Source organism: Clostridium moutaii (assembly GCF_041205085.1).
GTDB classification, from domain to species: Bacteria; Bacillota; Clostridia; order Clostridiales; family Clostridiaceae; genus Clostridium_B; species Clostridium_B moutaii.
This window is the reverse complement of record NZ_JBGEWD010000001.1, coordinates 450,617-467,657: the sequence shown is the minus strand read 5'-3', so window position 1 is coordinate 467,657 and position 17,041 is coordinate 450,617. Positions and strand designations below refer to the sequence as shown.

Genomic DNA, 17,041 nt, shown 5'->3' with positions numbered 1-17,041 from the left:
AGGTGATATAAGTGAAATTTGTAGCAGGAGTTGATATAGGAAATTCCACTACTGAAGTTGCAATTGCGGATGTAGAGAACAAATTAGAATTTAAAACAAGTAGCATAGTTAAGACTACAGGAATTAAAGGGACTTTGGATAATGTTGTGGGAGTAGTAAAAGCTATAGGAGATGCTTGTGACAATATACATATAAATGTAGAGGATCTGAATGTTATATGTATAAATGAGGCAACTCCAGTTATTGGAGATGTAGCTATGGAAACCATAACTGAAACGGTTATTACAGAGTCCACTATGATAGGACATAATCCAGATACTCCCGGAGGTATGGGGATAGGAGTGGGAAAAACCATATATTTGGATGAATTGGAGAATATGTCAAGCAATGAAGCTGTAATTTGTGTAGTCCCTAGAAAAGTTGATTTTGAAACTGCTGCAAAAAGATTGAATGAAGCCTTTGATAATCATATTAATATAACTGCTGCCATAGTGCAGGGTGATGATGGTGTGATAATAAGCAACAGGTTGAAAAGAAAGATTCCCATTGTAGATGAAGTGTCCTATATTGATAAAGTACCTATGGGTATGTTGGCAGCAGTGGAAGTGGCAACACCCGGTAAAACCATAAAGGCATTATCCAATCCCTATGGGCTGGCTACTGTTTTTAAACTTTCGCCAGAAGAAACTAAACATGTAATTCCAATAGCAAGAGCCTTGATTGGAAATAGATCTGCCGTTGTTATAAGAACTCCTGAAGGAGACGTAAAGGAGAGGGTTATACCTGCAGGAAATCTGATACTTATGGGAGAAAAACAAAAGGGTGAACTTCCAATAGAAAGCGGTTCGGAAGCTATAATGAAGGAATTGGATAAAGTATGGCCGCTTAAAGATGTAACAGGAGAAGCTGGAACCAATGTAGGCGGAATGTTAGAGAGAGTAAGGCAGGTAATGGGGGAACTTACTAATCAAAATATAGATGAAGTAAAAATTCAAGACATTCTGGCTGTAGATACATTTATACCTCAAAAAGTTCAAGGGGGAGTAGCTGGTGAATTTTCTCTTGAAAATGCAGTGGCATTGGCAGCTATGGTAAAGACCAGCAAACTTCCAATGGAGAGTATTGCCAAAAGGCTGGAAGATGAAACAAAAGTAAAAGTTATAATAGGCGGCGTTGAAGCAAATGTAGCAGTTAGGGGAGCACTTACTACTCCAGGAACAGATAAGCCGCTGGTAATACTTGATATAGGAGGAGGTTCAACGGATTCAGCCTATATAAGCAGGAATGGAGATATAAGATCCATTCACCATGCAGGAGCAGGACAAATGGTTACAATGCTTATAAATTCAGAGTTGGGATTGAATGATTTAAGCCTTGCGGAAGATATAAAAAGATATCCACTGGCTAAAGTTGAAAGCCTGTTTAATATAAGGTATGAGGGCGGAAATGTTTGCTTTTATCAAAATCAACTGGATGCTTCTTTATTTGCAAGAAATGTTATTGTGAAAAATGAAGATGAAATGATTCCAATTCCAACTAAACATTCTATAGAGAAAATAAGAATGGTCAGAAGGGAATCCAAGGAAAAGGTCTTTGTAACCAATATTAAAAGGGCGTTGAAGGACATAGCTCCGAACAATGACATAAGATCTGTGGATTTTGTAGTGCTTGTAGGAGGATCCGCACTGGATTTTGAAATACCTGAAATGATATCTGATGAATTATCCCATTATGGAGTTATATGTGGAAGTGGTAATATACGAGGATTTATGGGCCCTAGAAATGCAGTAGCTACAGGTCTGGTAATTGCGTATTATCAGAGTTTACATCAAGATAACTTATAAAAGAGGTAGTTTAATATGATTGATAATGCAAATATAGATAAACCACATGTGAATATATGCTTGGATAATCCTGTAGAATCTCTTTTAAAAGAGATTCTCGCCGGATTAGAAGAGGAAGGAATTCCATACCAGTTAAAAAATATAAATTTTACCCATGATAAGATAATTAAAATTGCATATGAAGCTTCTGAAGAGTCTAGGATGGGAATAGCTATTGCAATGAAAAATGATAAAGTGGTGCTCCATTATAGTAAACTTAAAGAAAATCATCCTCTTATAAATATCAGACTTGATTATTATGAAAAAGACAAGGCAAGGGTAATTGGTTGTAATGCTGCCAGACTTTATAAAATCATGCCGTTGAAATCTTTTGAAGATACCAGTGAGAATGAGCTGAGGCAGCAGGTTAAATCAGCAGTTATTTCTGTTTTAAAGAACTTTAATTTAAATATTTCTTAAAATTTTATGTATGTACTCCATATGTAACAGGGGAGGGATTTTTATGAATGGAGAGGCCCTTGGTGTTATTGAGACTATTGGAATGGCTGCAGCAATAGAAGCCGCAGATAGTTGTGTAAAATCAGCAAATGTAACCCTTATAGGTTACGAACTTACCAGAGGGAGCGGCCTTGTAACAATTAAAATAGAAGGAAACGTAGGAGCAGTTAAAGCCGCAATCAGTGCAGCAAAAGTAAGTGCAGGCAGGGTTAACAAGGTATATGCTACCCTTATTATACCAAGACCTGCTAAAGATTTAGACAATATTATAGAGTCAAAAGAAACAGTAGGACTTGAAAAAACTGATGATAAAGTTAAAGATGAAAGTATAGTTTCTCATGAAAAGTTGGAATACAATGAGAAATTGGCAGATTCTGAGAACAAAGATTCTGATTTGGAAGAGCCTGAGTTGAAAGAAAAAAATAGGGATGAACAGGAAGAAACTAATTCAGATGAAGAAATTGAGAAGGACAAATCTTTTGATGCAGTTGAAGAAACTGTACCTGAAAAAAAACATGTAATTAAGGTTGAAGATATGGATCCTTCCGAAGAAAACACAGAAGATAATAAGGAAGTATGTAATATATGTCATGATCCTCAGTGTCCTAGAAGAAAAGGACAGCCGAGAAATTTATGCATTCATTACAAAAAAGCATGGGAAGGCGATAGAGAATAATGGAGATTAATGAAAAATTCGTAGAAGATTTAGTATCACATATTGTAAGAGAAAGCAAAATTAAAAATAAAGAATTTTCTATCCCAATAGGTATATCAAATAGACATATTCATCTTACTGAGCAGGATCTGGAATATTTATTTGGTAAAGGGTATGAACTTACAGTTAAAAGTCAGGTAAAACAGCCGGGCCAATTTGCAGCAAATGAAACTGTGGCTATCGCAGGTCCTAAATCATTTTTCCCCAGGGTAAGAATTCTGGGTCCCGTGAGAAAATACAGCCAGATTGAAATATCCAGAACAGATTCTTATGCTTTAGGTATAAAAGCACCGGTTAGAAGCTCAGGAAATTTGGAAGATTCAGAAACCCTTTCTGTTATAGGACCTAAAGGAAGTTTGGTGCTGAAAAATAAAGTTATATGTGCCAGCAGACACATTCATATGCTTCCACAGCAGGCTGAATCCTATGGCGTAAAAAATGGAGATTTAGTAGATGTGGAAACTATGGGAGTCAAGGGTGTTATATTCAAAAATGTACTTATACGTGTAAGTAATGCATCTGCACTGGAATTTCATATGGATACAGATGAAGCCAATGCATCAGAAATGAAGGGCAGCGCTTTAATTAGAATATTAGGCTTGAGCAGGTGATATAAATGGTAAAAAAACCTTTGAAGAATACACTAGAGACAGCTAATTCATTTATTATGGAAATGGAGAAATCATTTAAAAATCCCAATAAGATTAATAAAAATCAGGATTTAAAAGTTGGGGTGGATTTAGGAACTTCTAACATTGTAATAACAGTACTGGATAAAGACAATAAACCTGTGGCTGGAGAATTATATTCTGCTAATGTGGTTAGGGACGGTATAGTCGTTGAATATTTAAATGCGGTAAATATACTTAGAAATTTAAAAGAAAAACTGGAGGACACTTTAAAGAGAAAGCTGGAATATGCAGCTACGGCCATACCACCGGGAATAAGTTCAGGAAATACAAAGGTAATTGCAAATGTAGTTGAGGCTGCTGATTTTATGGTTACTAATATAATAGATGAGCCAACTGCAGCTTCTAATGTTCTAAAAATAAATGAAGGTGCAGTAGTGGATGTAGGCGGAGGAACCACTGGAATATCCATATTAAAAGATGGAAAGGTGGTATATTCGGCAGATGAGCCTACAGGAGGTCATCATTTAAGTTTAGTTGTATCCGGAGCACTTCAAATGGATTATGAAAAAGCAGAAAAATATAAAATTGATGAAAAAAATTATAACACAGTATTTCCACTAGTGAGACCCGTAATTGAAAAAATGGCAGATATAGTGAAAAAGAATGTTAAGGGGTATGATGTAAATACTATCTATCTAGTAGGAGGAACTTGTTGTTTAAAAAATATAGAGAGTATATTTGAAAAATATATAGGTATAAAAACTATTAAGCCTTATAATCCTCTCCTTGTAACACCTATGGGAATAGCTATGAATGACATTAAAAAATAAGGATTACATGAGAATCAAGATAAGTGAGGTAAATAAATGGATATAAAAGATTTATTAAGACCTATAGTTGCTCAAATTGTAAGTATGATAAATAAAAGAGTACTTTTATTTATATCAGGAGGAGCGGTAAACCTAAAGGATATATTTGAAACACTGGCCTCCATGAATATTTTACAATATGATGTAGTTATGACAGAATCTGCAAAAAAGGTCATACCTGAAAAATATATCAATAGTCTCAATGGCAAGTTGATAGAGTGCAAGGAGGAACTGACTAAGGCAGTGCGGGAAGATGACCTGGTTTTAATACCGGTGATGACTAGAAATACATTGTCAAAATGTGCAGTTGGCATAGAAGATAATTTAGTGACTACAGGAATAGCAGAAGCTCTTATGATGAATAAAAAGGTTATGGCCGTATCAGATAGTTTTGATCCTGAGAACCCTAGGAATATATGTCTGGGATTTAGCAAAAATGTGGCATACAATAGATTTATATTGAATTACAAAGATAATTTATGCAGCTTGGGGGTTGATTTTATTCAAGGAGATGAACTGAAAAAAACCCTGAAAAGTAAATTTGTCCTTTTAAATAACTATAATGATGACTTATCCATGATAAAAGAAGAAAAGAAAGAAGTAGTGGAGGTAGAGAATAAGGACAAAAGTAAGATATTATCTGGTGTTATAACTGCAAAGGACATTCTGGCTAATATGGGAAAATCAAAGGAAATTTATATAAAGCAAGGTGCGTTGATAACTCCTTTGGCAAAAGATTATATGGATAATAATAATATAATTGTAAAATACTACTGATCACTTAAATTATAAGAAAAGGAGAATAAGTATGTTTTTGGCTAAGGTAGTTGGAAATGTTGTTTCTACTCAAAAAAATGAAAAATTAATTGGAAGTAAGCTGCTTATAATTAAAAAGATAGATGAGGATGAAAACATAATAGGTGAACCTTTGGTTGCTATAGATACAGTAGGTGCTGGAGTTAATGAAATTGTGATTGTAGTTACAGGAAGTGGAGCGAGAAACGCAAATGAGTCAGGCAGTAATATACCGGCGGATGCATCTATTGTAGGAATCGTAGATGAGGTGGAATGGAACAAACACTAATTGCTTGCCTTTTTTAAATTGGCATTTTAGGTGGTGATAAATTTATGAAAATATACACTAGGACTGGTGATAAGGGAAATACTAGTTTGGTGGGTGGTGAGAGGACAAATAAATATGACCTGAGGGTATGGGCTTATGGAAGTATAGATGAGGCAAATTCATCAATTGGTCTGGCAAGGGCATGCATTGAAGATAAGAAATTAGAAGATAAACTTTTAAAAATACAAAAAACTCTCTTTGAAGTTGCAGCAGAACTTGCCTCACTTGGAACTAAGGATTATAAGCCGAGAATAGAAGATGATGAGGTCATATTTTTAGAGGACACCATAGATGAACTGGACAAAATGAGACCGGTACAAAATGGATTTATAGTACCAGGCGGTACTATGGAATCTGCTCACCTTGATGTTGCCAGGACAGATGTAAGAAGGGCAGAAAGGTATATATCCGAACTGAAAAATTATTATGAAGTAAATAATAGTTTACAGAAATATGTAAACAGATTATCCGATGCTGTTTATGCTATAGCCAGGTATTTTGATTATAAGGATATTTTAAAAAAAGCAGAAGAAAAGTTAACGGAGCTAAAGGGTGATGGGAAAATCAATGCAAAGGGTAATTTAAAGAAAAGCTTACTGACAAAAGCAGTACTTAACAGAGAAACTGCTGAATATATAACTGGAAAATGCATAGAAAAATCTCGTGAAATAGGAGTGCCCATGGTGATTTGTGTTGTAGATTTTGATGGCAACATCATATTGTTGGAACGGATGGATAACTCTCTTCTAATAAGTATAAAAGTTGCCTTGAAAAAAGCATATACCGCTGCAGCTCTTAAAAGTCCTACAGGAGATCTATATGAATCATCCCTTCCAGGAGGGGAATTTTATGGACTTAACCATGAAAAAGATATAGTGACTTTCTCAGGAGGATTTCCTTTAAAAATAGGAGATGACATAGTAGGTGCCATAGGAGTAAGTGGAGGCACTATAGATGAAGATACCAGTGTTTCACATTATGGAGTAGAAGTTTTTGAGGAGGTAGTAAAATATGGAACTAAAAGGTAATGATTTATCTTTAATAATAGAAAGAGTCTTAAAAGAATTGAATGAGAGAGATACAAAAAAAGAAGTCAGTGATGGAGTATTTGATACTATGGATGAAGCCATAGCAGCAGCTTATGAGGCTCAAAAGGTATATCAAGAGTACACTCTTGAACAGCGTGAAAAGTTAATAAGTTCTATGAAAAAAGCATTGATGGAAAATGCCATGAGTATAGCTAATCTTTGTGTAAAAGAATCAGGAATGGGCAGGGTTGATCATAAGTATTTAAAATTAAAATTGGTAGCTGAAAAAACCCAGGGAACAGAAATATTAAGAACTGAAGCCTATACGGGTGACAAGGGACTCACATTGGTTGAGCGCGGTGCTTTTGGTGTAATAGGCTCCATAACACCATCCACTAACCCGGCTGCTACAGTTGCCTGCAATGCAATATGCATGCTGGCAGGAGGAAATACAGTGGTATTTTCACCTCATCCAGGTGCATTTAATTCATCCATAACCACTATGAAAGTTTTAAATAAGGCCATAAGAGAAGCAGGAGGCCCAGACAATCTGCTGACAGCAGTTGCAAAACCTTCTTTGGAAAACACCAGTATGCTTTTGAATGATGGCAGAATCAGGATGCTGGTCGCTACAGGCGGCCCTGGAATAGTAAAAATGGTATTATCCTCAGGTAAAAAGGCTATAGGTGCTGGTGCAGGAAATCCTCCTGTTGTAGTTGATGAAACTGCAGATATTAAAAAGGCAGCCAGGGATATAATACTTGGATGCAGCTTTGATAACAACTTACCTTGTATAGCTGAAAAAGAGGCACTGGTAGTTGGAGATGTATATGAAGAACTGATTAAATATATGAAGGAAAACAGGGCGGTTTATGAAATAAATGATGATCAAGCAGATAAATTGGTTAAAACAGTTTTAAACCAGGATAATAAATCCGGAAAGTATTCCATAAACAAGACATTTGTAGGCAAAAATGCCAAGAGCTTGCTTGAAAGTATAGGTGAAAGTGCCCCTGATGAAATAGAATGTTTAATTTACAGGACTGAAAATTGCCATCCATTTGTACAGCTGGAATTAATGATGCCTATACTGCCAATAGTTAAAACCAAGAACTTTAAGGAAGCTTTAAAGTTAGCCGTAGAAGATGAACACGGTAATAGGCATACGGCTATAATGCATTCAAAAAATATAGATAACTTAACTGAAATGGCAAGAAAAATAGATACTACTATATTCGTTAAAAATGCGCCTTCTTATGCAGGTATAGGTTTTGGAGGAGAAGGTTATACCACATATACCATAGCAGGGCCTACCGGAGAAGGTCTTACAAATGCTGTTTCCTTTACCAGAATTAGAAGATGTACTATGGTTGATTCATTTAGAATAGTTTAGAGAGGTAATATTACAATCTTTGGGGGAAGAGAGGTGTAATGTTGGATTTATTAAATAAGATTAAAGAAGCAGGTGTTATAGGAGCTGGAGGAGCAGGATTTCCAGCTCATATAAAACTAAATTGTAAAGTTGAATATTTTATAATAAATGGTTTGGAATGCGAGCCATTATTGCAATCTGATAAATATTTAATGAGAAATAAAAGTGATGAGATAGTGAGTACAGCAGAGAAAATAGGCAATGCAATTGAGGCTGAACATATTGTAATAGGCTTGAAAGAGGAGTACTACGATGAAGTACTTGCTCTTAAAGAATCCATAAAAAAGCTGAATTCTAAAGTGGAACTTCATTTGAGCAAGACCTTTTACCCGGCAGGAGATGAGCAGATACTTGTTTATGAAATAACAGGCCGCACAATACCTCCTGGAGGTATTCCCTTAAATGTAGGTGCAGTGGTATCAAATGTGGGTACGGTATTTAATATATTCGAGGCTATACAGGATAAACCCGTTATATATAAATTTGTAACTGTTATAGGAGAAATAGCTAAACCTTCAATTATTAAAGTGCCTATAGGTACTTCAGTGGAAGAGTGCATTGAAAAGTGCGGTGGAACCAATGTAGAGGATTATGTTGTGATAATGGGCGGCCCTATGATGGGAAAATTAATTTCAAAAGAAATGGCAGTGGATAGGGTTATTACTAAAACAGATGGTGCGATTCTTGTACTTCCAGCGGATCACTATTTAGCGCAAAAAGAAAAAATGACTGTACAGCATATGAAAAATCAAGCTAAATCGGCTTGTATCCAATGTCATTACTGTACTGATATGTGTCCCAGGTTTTTGATTGGACACCCGCTGCATCCCCATAAAATAATGAGGGGCATTGCTTTGAGCGAAGACAATGATGAAGTATTTAAAGAGGCACTTATATGCTGTGAGTGCGGTATATGTGAATTATATGCCTGCCCTATGGGATTATCACCTAAGCGTATAAATGTATATCTAAAGGGAAAGTTGAGACAAAAAGGTGTAAAGTGGAACAACACTGCTGATATATTTCAAGGCCACGTTCTGAGGGATTACAGAAAAATTCCTACAGGCAGATTAATATCTAGATTGGCATTAAACAAGTATATGTCACAGAAATTTGAGGAGGGACAGGAAATAAATCCCCAAAAAATAAGTATTCCCTTAAGGCAGGGAATAGGAGCACCGGCTGACCCCATTGTAAAAGTAGGAGATAAAATTGAAAAGGGACAGATGATTGCTCAAATAGAAGAGGGGAAAATGGGCTCAAATATACATGCTAGTATCAACGGCGAAGTTGTTGAAATAAACCAAAATATAGTCATAAGGGCTATACAAGTCGAGGTGATACCATGATAAGAACTATAGGAATGATAGAGTTGAATAGTATAGCTAGAGGAATTCAGACCGCGGATGTAATGATAAAAGCTGCGGAAGTTGATTTGATTTTAGCAAAAACTATTTGTCCCGGTAAATATATTGTCTTAATTACAGGTAATGTAGGGGCAGTAAAGGCTGCGGTTGAAAGTGGCAGACAGATTGGAGAAGAATATGTTGTAGATACATTGTTATTACCTAATGTTGAGGAGCAGGTAATTCCTGCAATAAATCAATCTTCGGGCATTACAAAATTAAAGGATCTTGGAGTCATGGAATTTTTTAGCGTAACGGCAGCTGTTGTTGCAGCAGATGCAGCTGCTAAATCTGCAGATGTACAACTTATAGAAGTCAGGCTTGGAATGGGAATAGGAGGAAAATCCTTTGTCACTTTAACAGGAGATGTAAGTGCAGTTAAAAATGCTGTTACAGTTGGCACCAACACTGCCCTTAAAAGTGGTATGTTGGTAAATAAGGCGGTTATATCAGGACCAAGTAAAGAACTGCTGCAATATTTGTTATAAAATATAATGATTTAGTATACTGTAAATTCCAGTAAAACAAAGTGTGCTTTGTTTTACTGGAATTTAATTATCTAATATAGGTATTCAGGCATATAAAGATGTTTTTTTACGTATATATTAATCTGAATTATTTAAATATTCGTATAACTAAATAAGATGAAGTATGTATTAAAAAAACAGATAACACATGAAATATTCACAGCTAAACTGTCCGATTTCATTTAAAATAGTCTTAAAATATTAAAAAGAAAGCTGTCATAAAAGTGGATAATAATATATAATCATTCCATACTAAAGTTAAAAGAAAATTTACTTTTAGAGGTGCAAAAAATGGTATCTAAATTAGGAAGATTACTAATTGGTAAAAGCTTAAAAACAAATGAATTGAAGTCAGAAAAATTCAATGTGTTTTGGGGGCTACCAGTACTATCCAGTGATGCAATATCATCAGTGGCCTATGCAGGTGAGGAGATACTTTGGGTGCTCATACCTGTTTTAGGTGTTATGTCATATAAATATATGTTCTATTCAGCTCTATGCATTGTATTTTTAATGATTTTAGTTACCCTTTCATATAGACAAACTATAGATGCTTATCCTCAAGGAGGGGGTTCCTATATTGTTGCAAAAGATAATTTAGGGACAATCCCTGGCCTTGTGGCAGGAGCATCTTTAACTATTGGTTATGTGCTGACTGTAGCGGTAAGTACATCTGCAGGTACTGCAGCTATAATTTCTGCAATACCTGCATTATTATCCTATAGGGTGGTTATAACCTTATTGTTTATATTTATTATCACCATAGGCAATCTAAGGGGGTTAAGAGAGTCATCCAAGGTGTTTGGTACGCCTACTTATTTATTCATGATTATCATATTGACTATGATTTTTTTTGGAATATTTAAAGTAAAGGTGCTGGGATATGTACCTAGGCCAATGTATAAAATACCAACAGCTGTTTCTGATATAACTATATTTTTATTTCTCAGAGCTTTTTCTTCAGGGTGTACGGCATTAACCGGCATAGAAGCAGTAAGCAATGGTATTCCCAGTTTTAAGGAACCCTCACAAAAAAATGCCAAGATAGTTTTGGAACTTCTGGCACTGGTAGTGCTCATAATATTTGGAGGAGTGTCTTATCTTGCGACTCTCTATCATGCAGTACCCAATCCGGAAGTAACTGTAGTTGCTCAAATTGCCTATCAGGTGTTTGGCAAGAATATTATGTTTTATTTGGTTCAAATAACTACTGCTATTATACTTATAATGGCTAGTAATACTGCCTTTGCAGGATTGCCGTTATTATTGGCTTTCATAGCTAAAGACGGATTTGCCCCAAGGCAGTTTTCAAAGAGAGGAAAAAGGCTTGGATATTCAAATGGAATAATAACTTTAGGATTGGTATCAGCTTTACTTGTTATTATATTTGAAGGAGATACTCACTATCTAATGCCCTTATATGCAGTGGGAGTGTTTATATCCTTTACATTATCTCAATCAGGAATGCTTATAAGATGGATAAAGCTTAAAAATAAAGGTTGGAGACATAAAGCCTTTGTAAATGGCATAGGTGCACTGGTTACTTTTGCTACAGCTGTTATATTGGGAATCACCAAATTCTTAAGTGGAGCATGGATTGTATTTATACTTATACCTGCCATTGTGTGTGTCATGGTGAGGATTAAGAGCCATTATTGCGAGGTAGCTAAACAATTGAAGCTTACAGTGAATGAAAGACCAAAGGAAGTGGATTTTTCAATACAGAAAAGATATGTAATAGTACCTATAGATACCTTGAACAAATCTTTCCTGAAGGCACTAAATTATGCCAGGACAATATCAGACAATATAATAATTTTTCATGTTTCAGTGGACGATGAAGCTACGAAAAAACTTTTAAAAAAATGGCATGAATATAAAGTTGACATACCCATAGTGGTAAAAAAATCTCCTTATAGAAGTATATTAGGACCACTGGTTAAATTTATAGAATCAGAGGAATATGCTGCAGGGCCTAAGGATAGCGTGACTGTGGTTTTGGCTCAACTTGTAGTTACAAAATGGTGGGGAAATATACTTCACAATCAAACTGCCTTATTTATTAAGACCATGCTGCTTAGAAGGAGAAATATAGCTATAGTTACAGTTCCATATATAATATTTGAAGATTAAACACAAAAGTGACAATTTGTCACTTTTATATTTTATAAAAAATTTTTATAAAAGTTGTTGATTATTTATATTAATTGTGATAATATAATTGGTATATTCAAATGAAATACATGTGTATTCTATATGCGAACAAGGACGGGATTTTATGAACACTAAGTTTCTTATAATTGATACTAGAATACTTCCTGATGTGTTTACCAAGGTTGTAAAGGTAAAAGAGCTTCTCAGAACTAAAGAAGTAAAAGATATATCAGAAGGAGTAAAACAGGTTGGTATAAGTAGAAGCACTTATTATAAATATAAGGATTCGGTTTTTACACTATCTGAAGGTATAATTGGTCATAAAATAACTATGGGATTGGTTTTAGCCCATAGGGCAGGCACTTTGTCCAAGATACTTGATACAATAGCTCAAAAAAAAGGTAATATACTTACTATAAATCAAGATATACCTATAAATAATGCTGCTACTGTATCCATAACTTTCGATGCCTCCAAATTAGAAGTAGAAGTTAATGAATTATTGGAAGGCATAAGGAATTTAAAAAATGTTATAAAAGTCAATTTGGTGACAGTGGAATAAAAGTGTTTTACTGTTTCACATATATATCGGGATAGCGAAAGTTATTCTGGGTTCAGATAAAAAACTATGATAGGGAAGAGTAGATAATAAACTGCTTTTAGAGAGGGGAATTCACAGGCTGAAATATTTCCCAGGCAAGAATTGTTGAAAACCACCTTTGAGTTGTATATTGAAGTTTAGTAGGTATTTCCGCAGGTCTGCGTTAAGGACATGAAGATGACAGTAATTTAACAGTGCGGTATAAATTAAGTTGATGTATTAATTATATTTGCAGCTGTTATTGTGACATATATGGGGTAATATATGTTCAATGTTATTTTAATATTACTGTTAATTTGGGTGGAAACGCGATAAAACTCGTCCCATATGAGGGATGAGTTTTTTTGTTAGCATCAATTCAAAATTTTACACTTTAGCAATTTAGAACATTAAATAAAAAGGAGGGCTATTAAATGGTAAATATAGCAATGTTAGGATATGGAGTAGTGGGCAGTGGTGTAGCTGAATTGATATTGAGAAATAAATATAGGTTTAAAGATGAATTAAATGAGGAGCTTGTATTGTCAAAAATTTTGGTGAAAAACATTGGAAGACATGCAAATAATAAAAACAGTGGACTTTTAACAGAAGATATAGATGATATTTTCGAGGAAAGAGTGGATATTATAGTAGAAGCCATGGGAGGACTTGATCCATCCTATGAATATGTGAAAATGGCTTTAAATATGAAGAAGCATGTAGTTACTGCCAATAAGGATTTAATTGCAGAATATGGATATGAACTCCTGCGGCTGGCCAGAAAAAATGGAGTTACTATTCATTTTGAGGCAAGTGTGGGAGGAGGAATACCCATATTAAAATCGATAAATGAATGCCTTGTAGGAAATCAAATAAAAAGTATAAAATCAATATTAAACGGAACTACAAATTTTATATTGTCCAAAATGAACCGTAATGGAATGAGTTATGGAAATGCATTAAAGCTTGCACAAGACTTAGGCTTTGCAGAAGCAAACCCTGATTCAGATGTTAAGGGGTATGACGCAGCTAGAAAACTTTCTATTTTATCTACTATAGCCTATAACAGAAGAGTAAATTGGAAGGATATAAACATTGAGGGAATTATGGAAATCGATAGTGATGATTTTAGATATGCAAAGCTTAAAAAATGCAATATAAAGCTTTTGGGCATGAGCAAGATTTGTAATGATGATATATATGCATCTGTTATGCCGGTTATGGTGAAAGAGGATTCGGTGCTTGGAAAAATTGAAAATGAGTACAATGCAATTTTAGTAGAAGGTGACGCTGTAGGAGATGTGATGTTTTCAGGAAAAGGAGCAGGAATGTTTCCAACAGCCAGTGCAGTTTTTGGAGACATAGCAGATATAATTGAACACAAAAAAGAAAAATCTATTGTTTTTAGTAAGGAAAAAGCAAGGATAAATGGAAACTGGAGCTTAAAAAGCAAGTGGTTTATGAGAATAAAAACAGATGACAGGATAAAAGTTATAGAAAGCATACCTCTTAACTTCAAAAGTTGCTATATTTTATCAAATGATTTTTCAGGCAATAAAAATGAAGTGGCAGCTTTCGTAAGTTCAGATAATGAAAATGCTGTGAATGATTATATTGAGAAAATAAAGCAAAAAAAATATGCTGAGTCAGTAAAAAAATTATTGGTCTTAGATAAATAAAAAATTATTTTTTTATTAAAAAGGATAAAATTTGTATAATGGGAGGGATATTAGAGATGGCTAAGGTAAAAGTTAGAATACCTGCAACTACTGCAAATATGGGACCTGGATTTGATACTTTAGGTATGGCTCTAAAATTATATAATGAAATTGAAGTTGAGGAGATAGATACACAGACAGAAATATACAACAATAATTTGAAATCAGAAGAGAATTTTAAAGACAATCTTATATATAAAAGCATAACTGAGACCATGGATAAACAAAAATATCCCCATAGAGGGTTCAAAATAAATGTAATTAAATGTGATATACCTATTTCCAGAGGGCTTGGAAGCAGTTCGGCCTGTATAGTTGGAGGAATAGCAGCGGCAAATGAAATTATGGGAAGCAAGATGAATTTGGAAGATATAATTGATCTAGCCACAAAAATAGAGGGACATCCAGACAATGTAGTACCGGCCACACTGGGGGGAATGGTAATATCTTTGAAAGTAGGGGAAGAAATAAAATACTCTAAAGTAACTGTTCCCAACAAATTAAAATTTGTCGCCATGATACCATCTTTTCAGGTGAATACGGCTCTTTCCAGAAAAGTTTTACCGGATACCTATTTAAAGGAGGACTGTATATTTAATATATCAAGGTCGGCCATGCTTATAAGTGCCCTTTATAACGGTGAATTTGATAAATTAAGGATATGTTTTGGAGATAAGGTCCACCAGCCATATAGAAAAAATTTGATAAAGAATTCTGATGCTGTATTTAAAGAATCAAGAGAACTTGGATCAATAGGTGAATTTATAAGTGGTTCTGGCTCTACACTTATGGCTGTACTGGATAAAAATGCAGATGAGTTTATGAAATCAATGAAAAAGTTTTTAGATAAACTTGAAGACAATTGGAATATAATATTGCTTGAACCGGATTTGGAAGGAGTTAAAATTGCCAGCTGATGATTTCACTGAAAATCAAATGGACAAATTACCTTTTTGTATATTATTTATACTGGTCTTATGGAAGAAATAGTGCCAAACATGAGATTAAATAAAGGAATTTTAGGTGCTTGTATAGAATTCTAAAATTAGTAATTTTAATATACAAAAGAGGTGAAGTTATGCTGGATGTTGAAATAAAACTTAGAGATGTAGAAATTTCTAATGTATATCAGCAAGACTTAATTGGTATAAAAAAATGGATGGAGATGAAAAAAACTTTTGCAGAGGAGGAAACGAATTTAGATAAGCTGACAGAGAGGTTTTTGGAAAGCTATATAAGTGAATGTGAGTTCTTTTTAAAAATAAAAAAAAGTCAAGAACTGATAGGCATATTAAAGGGAAGACTTGAGTTTAAAAGTCAAAATGAGCTGTGGATATGGTTTTTCTATTTGGATAAAATATACAAGGATTCGGATTTAGGAAATGTCATAATAAAAAAATTGATGAGTTATTTTTCAAAGGAATACGATGCAGCAGTTTTTTTTACAAGAATAATTAAAAATGAAATTCAAAATTTAGACTTTTGGAAGCAGATGGGATTTAGTGTGGTTAGAAGAGTAAAAAATTTTTACAATATTAATAATAAATATGTAGATATGATAATTATGAGAAAAGTTGGTGACTAAAAGTAATATTTTTTTTTACACCCTAATAGTATATATAAACATTATAAATTAGGGGTGAAAAAATGAAGTACACACGATATGATTTAAAAAGAGATAAAAGCACTATGACTTTCATGATTTTAATATTTATAATACTTTTGTCAGCTTTTATATTGGGAACTTTTATATTTCAGGTTATAATAAAGGATTCAAGTAATTTAAATTATGGTTCCAGCAGTAGTAACTCTCAAAATAAAACAGCAGATGCATCTCAGGGTGATTCAGCTTTAAAAAATAATTATATAAAATTTATAGCTGTTCAAGGTGGCATGTATAAGGATAAAAATAACGCAGATGAGGAAAAAAAACTTTTAGCTAAATATGGACTTCCATTTTGCACGTCAGAAGCAGATAAGACAAGAGTGTTTTTAGGAATTTTCTCAGAAGATAATGCAAACAAGGTTATAAAATCTCTTACAGAACAAAAAGTAGAAAATTCAAAGATGGTATTTACAATAAATAAAGATAGTACATGCAATACTGAAATAGCAGAGATAATAAATGCAAATTTGGAAATACTAACTAAACTTTCAGCACAAGATGTAAAATCCATACAAACGGAAGAGTTAAAAAAATGGTGTTCTTCTTTGGAAAATAAAGAAGAGGAAAATAATAAAAATAAATTAATTCTAAAAGAATTAAAGGAATATATAAATAAACTTCCTAAAGAAATGGCAAAAGAAAATAGCGAGGAAAATTATATATATTTATTTAATATATTAAAAAAGATGAGTCTTAGTTAAATATCCAGTGATTGTAAATGTAATAATTATTAAAAAATGGTTAGTAAAGGTATATATTATACCGATACTTGCCATTTTTATATGAAATTTAAAAATTTTTTTTAACAATAATATATATACTTGTTTATGTATTTATTAAATGATAAAC

17 protein-coding genes are annotated in these 17,041 nt (G+C 33.8%); all 17 read left to right on the top strand.

The window, feature by feature from the left end; all coding sequences use genetic code 11:
• The first annotated feature begins 11 nt into the window (after window positions 1-11).
• The 17 genes from AB8U03_RS02425 to AB8U03_RS02345 all read left to right on the top strand — a co-directional run bounded on the left by AB8U03_RS02425 (window position 12) and on the right by AB8U03_RS02345 (window position 16,893).
• Window positions 12-1,844 carry a diol dehydratase reactivase subunit alpha gene (locus AB8U03_RS02425; RefSeq protein WP_369702930.1) on the top strand — a complete coding sequence of 611 codons (1,833 nt, stop codon included), beginning with the start codon at window positions 12-14 and terminating at the stop codon, window positions 1,842-1,844.
• A 15-nt stretch (window positions 1,845-1,859) separates the two neighbouring features.
• Window positions 1,860-2,303, top strand: coding sequence for a glycerol dehydratase reactivase beta/small subunit family protein (locus tag AB8U03_RS02420; protein ID WP_369702929.1), 444 nt, complete (start codon window positions 1,860-1,862; stop codon window positions 2,301-2,303).
• Between the two features lie 43 nt (window positions 2,304-2,346).
• A complete protein-coding gene (locus tag AB8U03_RS02415; RefSeq protein ID WP_369702928.1) occupies window positions 2,347-3,018 on the top strand; it encodes a BMC domain-containing protein in 672 nt (223 codons plus the stop codon).
• Complete coding sequence (locus AB8U03_RS02410) at window positions 3,015-3,668, top strand: phosphate propanoyltransferase (protein WP_369703026.1); 654 nt, start codon at window positions 3,015-3,017, stop codon at window positions 3,666-3,668. Before AB8U03_RS02415 ends, AB8U03_RS02410 begins: the two co-directional genes overlap by 4 nt.
• Window positions 3,669-3,673: 5 nt before the next feature.
• On the top strand, window positions 3,674-4,519 hold the full coding sequence (eutJ, locus tag AB8U03_RS02405) for an ethanolamine utilization protein EutJ (protein WP_369702927.1): 846 nt from the start codon (window positions 3,674-3,676) through the stop codon (window positions 4,517-4,519).
• Between the two features lie 36 nt (window positions 4,520-4,555).
• The gene (locus tag AB8U03_RS02400) at window positions 4,556-5,335 is read left to right on the top strand and encodes a flavoprotein (RefSeq protein WP_369702926.1); all 780 of its coding nucleotides are present in this window, start codon (window positions 4,556-4,558) and stop codon (window positions 5,333-5,335) included.
• Between the two features lie 31 nt (window positions 5,336-5,366).
• On the top strand, window positions 5,367-5,642 hold the full coding sequence (locus tag AB8U03_RS02395; RefSeq protein ID WP_369702925.1) for a EutN/CcmL family microcompartment protein: 276 nt from the start codon (window positions 5,367-5,369) through the stop codon (window positions 5,640-5,642).
• 44 nt (window positions 5,643-5,686) lie between these two features.
• The gene (locus AB8U03_RS02390; protein WP_369702924.1) at window positions 5,687-6,709 is read left to right on the top strand and encodes a cob(I)yrinic acid a,c-diamide adenosyltransferase; all 1,023 of its coding nucleotides are present in this window, start codon (window positions 5,687-5,689) and stop codon (window positions 6,707-6,709) included.
• A complete protein-coding gene (locus AB8U03_RS02385; RefSeq protein WP_369702923.1) occupies window positions 6,693-8,102 on the top strand; it encodes an aldehyde dehydrogenase family protein in 1,410 nt (469 codons plus the stop codon). The genes AB8U03_RS02390 and AB8U03_RS02385 overlap by 17 nt, the downstream gene beginning before the upstream one ends.
• Before the next feature lie 41 nt (window positions 8,103-8,143).
• On the top strand, window positions 8,144-9,490 hold the full coding sequence (locus AB8U03_RS02380) for a 4Fe-4S dicluster domain-containing protein (RefSeq protein ID WP_369703025.1): 1,347 nt from the start codon (window positions 8,144-8,146) through the stop codon (window positions 9,488-9,490).
• Window positions 9,487-10,035, top strand: a complete 549-nt coding sequence (locus AB8U03_RS02375) for a BMC domain-containing protein (RefSeq protein ID WP_369702922.1) — start codon at window positions 9,487-9,489, stop codon at window positions 10,033-10,035. The genes AB8U03_RS02380 and AB8U03_RS02375 overlap by 4 nt, the downstream gene beginning before the upstream one ends.
• A gap of 330 nt (window positions 10,036-10,365) precedes the next feature.
• Window positions 10,366-12,207, top strand: coding sequence for an APC family permease (locus AB8U03_RS02370; RefSeq protein WP_369702921.1), 1,842 nt, complete (start codon window positions 10,366-10,368; stop codon window positions 12,205-12,207).
• 145 nt (window positions 12,208-12,352) lie between these two features.
• Complete coding sequence (locus AB8U03_RS02365; protein ID WP_369702920.1) at window positions 12,353-12,790, top strand: ACT domain-containing protein; 438 nt, start codon at window positions 12,353-12,355, stop codon at window positions 12,788-12,790.
• Window positions 12,791-13,242: 452 nt separating this feature from the next.
• Window positions 13,243-14,487 carry a homoserine dehydrogenase gene (locus tag AB8U03_RS02360; protein ID WP_369702919.1) on the top strand — a complete coding sequence of 415 codons (1,245 nt, stop codon included), beginning with the start codon at window positions 13,243-13,245 and terminating at the stop codon, window positions 14,485-14,487.
• A 56-nt stretch (window positions 14,488-14,543) separates the two neighbouring features.
• Complete coding sequence (gene thrB / locus AB8U03_RS02355; protein ID WP_369702918.1) at window positions 14,544-15,443, top strand: homoserine kinase; 900 nt, start codon at window positions 14,544-14,546, stop codon at window positions 15,441-15,443.
• Between the two features lie 161 nt (window positions 15,444-15,604).
• The gene (locus AB8U03_RS02350) at window positions 15,605-16,111 is read left to right on the top strand and encodes a GNAT family N-acetyltransferase (RefSeq protein WP_369702917.1); all 507 of its coding nucleotides are present in this window, start codon (window positions 15,605-15,607) and stop codon (window positions 16,109-16,111) included.
• Window positions 16,112-16,173: 62 nt separating this feature from the next.
• The gene (locus AB8U03_RS02345; protein ID WP_369702916.1) at window positions 16,174-16,893 is read left to right on the top strand and encodes a hypothetical protein; all 720 of its coding nucleotides are present in this window, start codon (window positions 16,174-16,176) and stop codon (window positions 16,891-16,893) included.
• The last annotated feature ends 148 nt before the right edge of the window (window positions 16,894-17,041 follow it).

Coding starts and splice junctions, on each gene's coding strand:
- AB8U03_RS02400 (WP_369702926.1), top strand. CDS start 4,556: ATGGATATAAAAGATTTATTAAGACCTATAGTTGCTCAAATTGTAAGT.
- AB8U03_RS02395 (WP_369702925.1), top strand. CDS start 5,367: ATGTTTTTGGCTAAGGTAGTTGGAAATGTTGTTTCTACTCAAAAAAAT.
- AB8U03_RS02365 (WP_369702920.1), top strand. CDS start 12,353: ATGAACACTAAGTTTCTTATAATTGATACTAGAATACTTCCTGATGTG.
- AB8U03_RS02420 (WP_369702929.1), top strand. CDS start 1,860: ATGATTGATAATGCAAATATAGATAAACCACATGTGAATATATGCTTG.
- AB8U03_RS02385 (WP_369702923.1), top strand. CDS start 6,693: ATGGAACTAAAAGGTAATGATTTATCTTTAATAATAGAAAGAGTCTTA.
- AB8U03_RS02370 (WP_369702921.1), top strand. CDS start 10,366: ATGGTATCTAAATTAGGAAGATTACTAATTGGTAAAAGCTTAAAAACA.
- eutJ (WP_369702927.1), top strand. CDS start 3,674: ATGGTAAAAAAACCTTTGAAGAATACACTAGAGACAGCTAATTCATTT.
- AB8U03_RS02390 (WP_369702924.1), top strand. CDS start 5,687: ATGAAAATATACACTAGGACTGGTGATAAGGGAAATACTAGTTTGGTG.
- AB8U03_RS02345 (WP_369702916.1), top strand. CDS start 16,174: ATGAAGTACACACGATATGATTTAAAAAGAGATAAAAGCACTATGACT.
- AB8U03_RS02375 (WP_369702922.1), top strand. CDS start 9,487: ATGATAAGAACTATAGGAATGATAGAGTTGAATAGTATAGCTAGAGGA.
- AB8U03_RS02360 (WP_369702919.1), top strand. CDS start 13,243: ATGGTAAATATAGCAATGTTAGGATATGGAGTAGTGGGCAGTGGTGTA.
- AB8U03_RS02415 (WP_369702928.1), top strand. CDS start 2,347: ATGAATGGAGAGGCCCTTGGTGTTATTGAGACTATTGGAATGGCTGCA.
- thrB (WP_369702918.1), top strand. CDS start 14,544: ATGGCTAAGGTAAAAGTTAGAATACCTGCAACTACTGCAAATATGGGA.
- AB8U03_RS02350 (WP_369702917.1), top strand. CDS start 15,605: ATGCTGGATGTTGAAATAAAACTTAGAGATGTAGAAATTTCTAATGTA.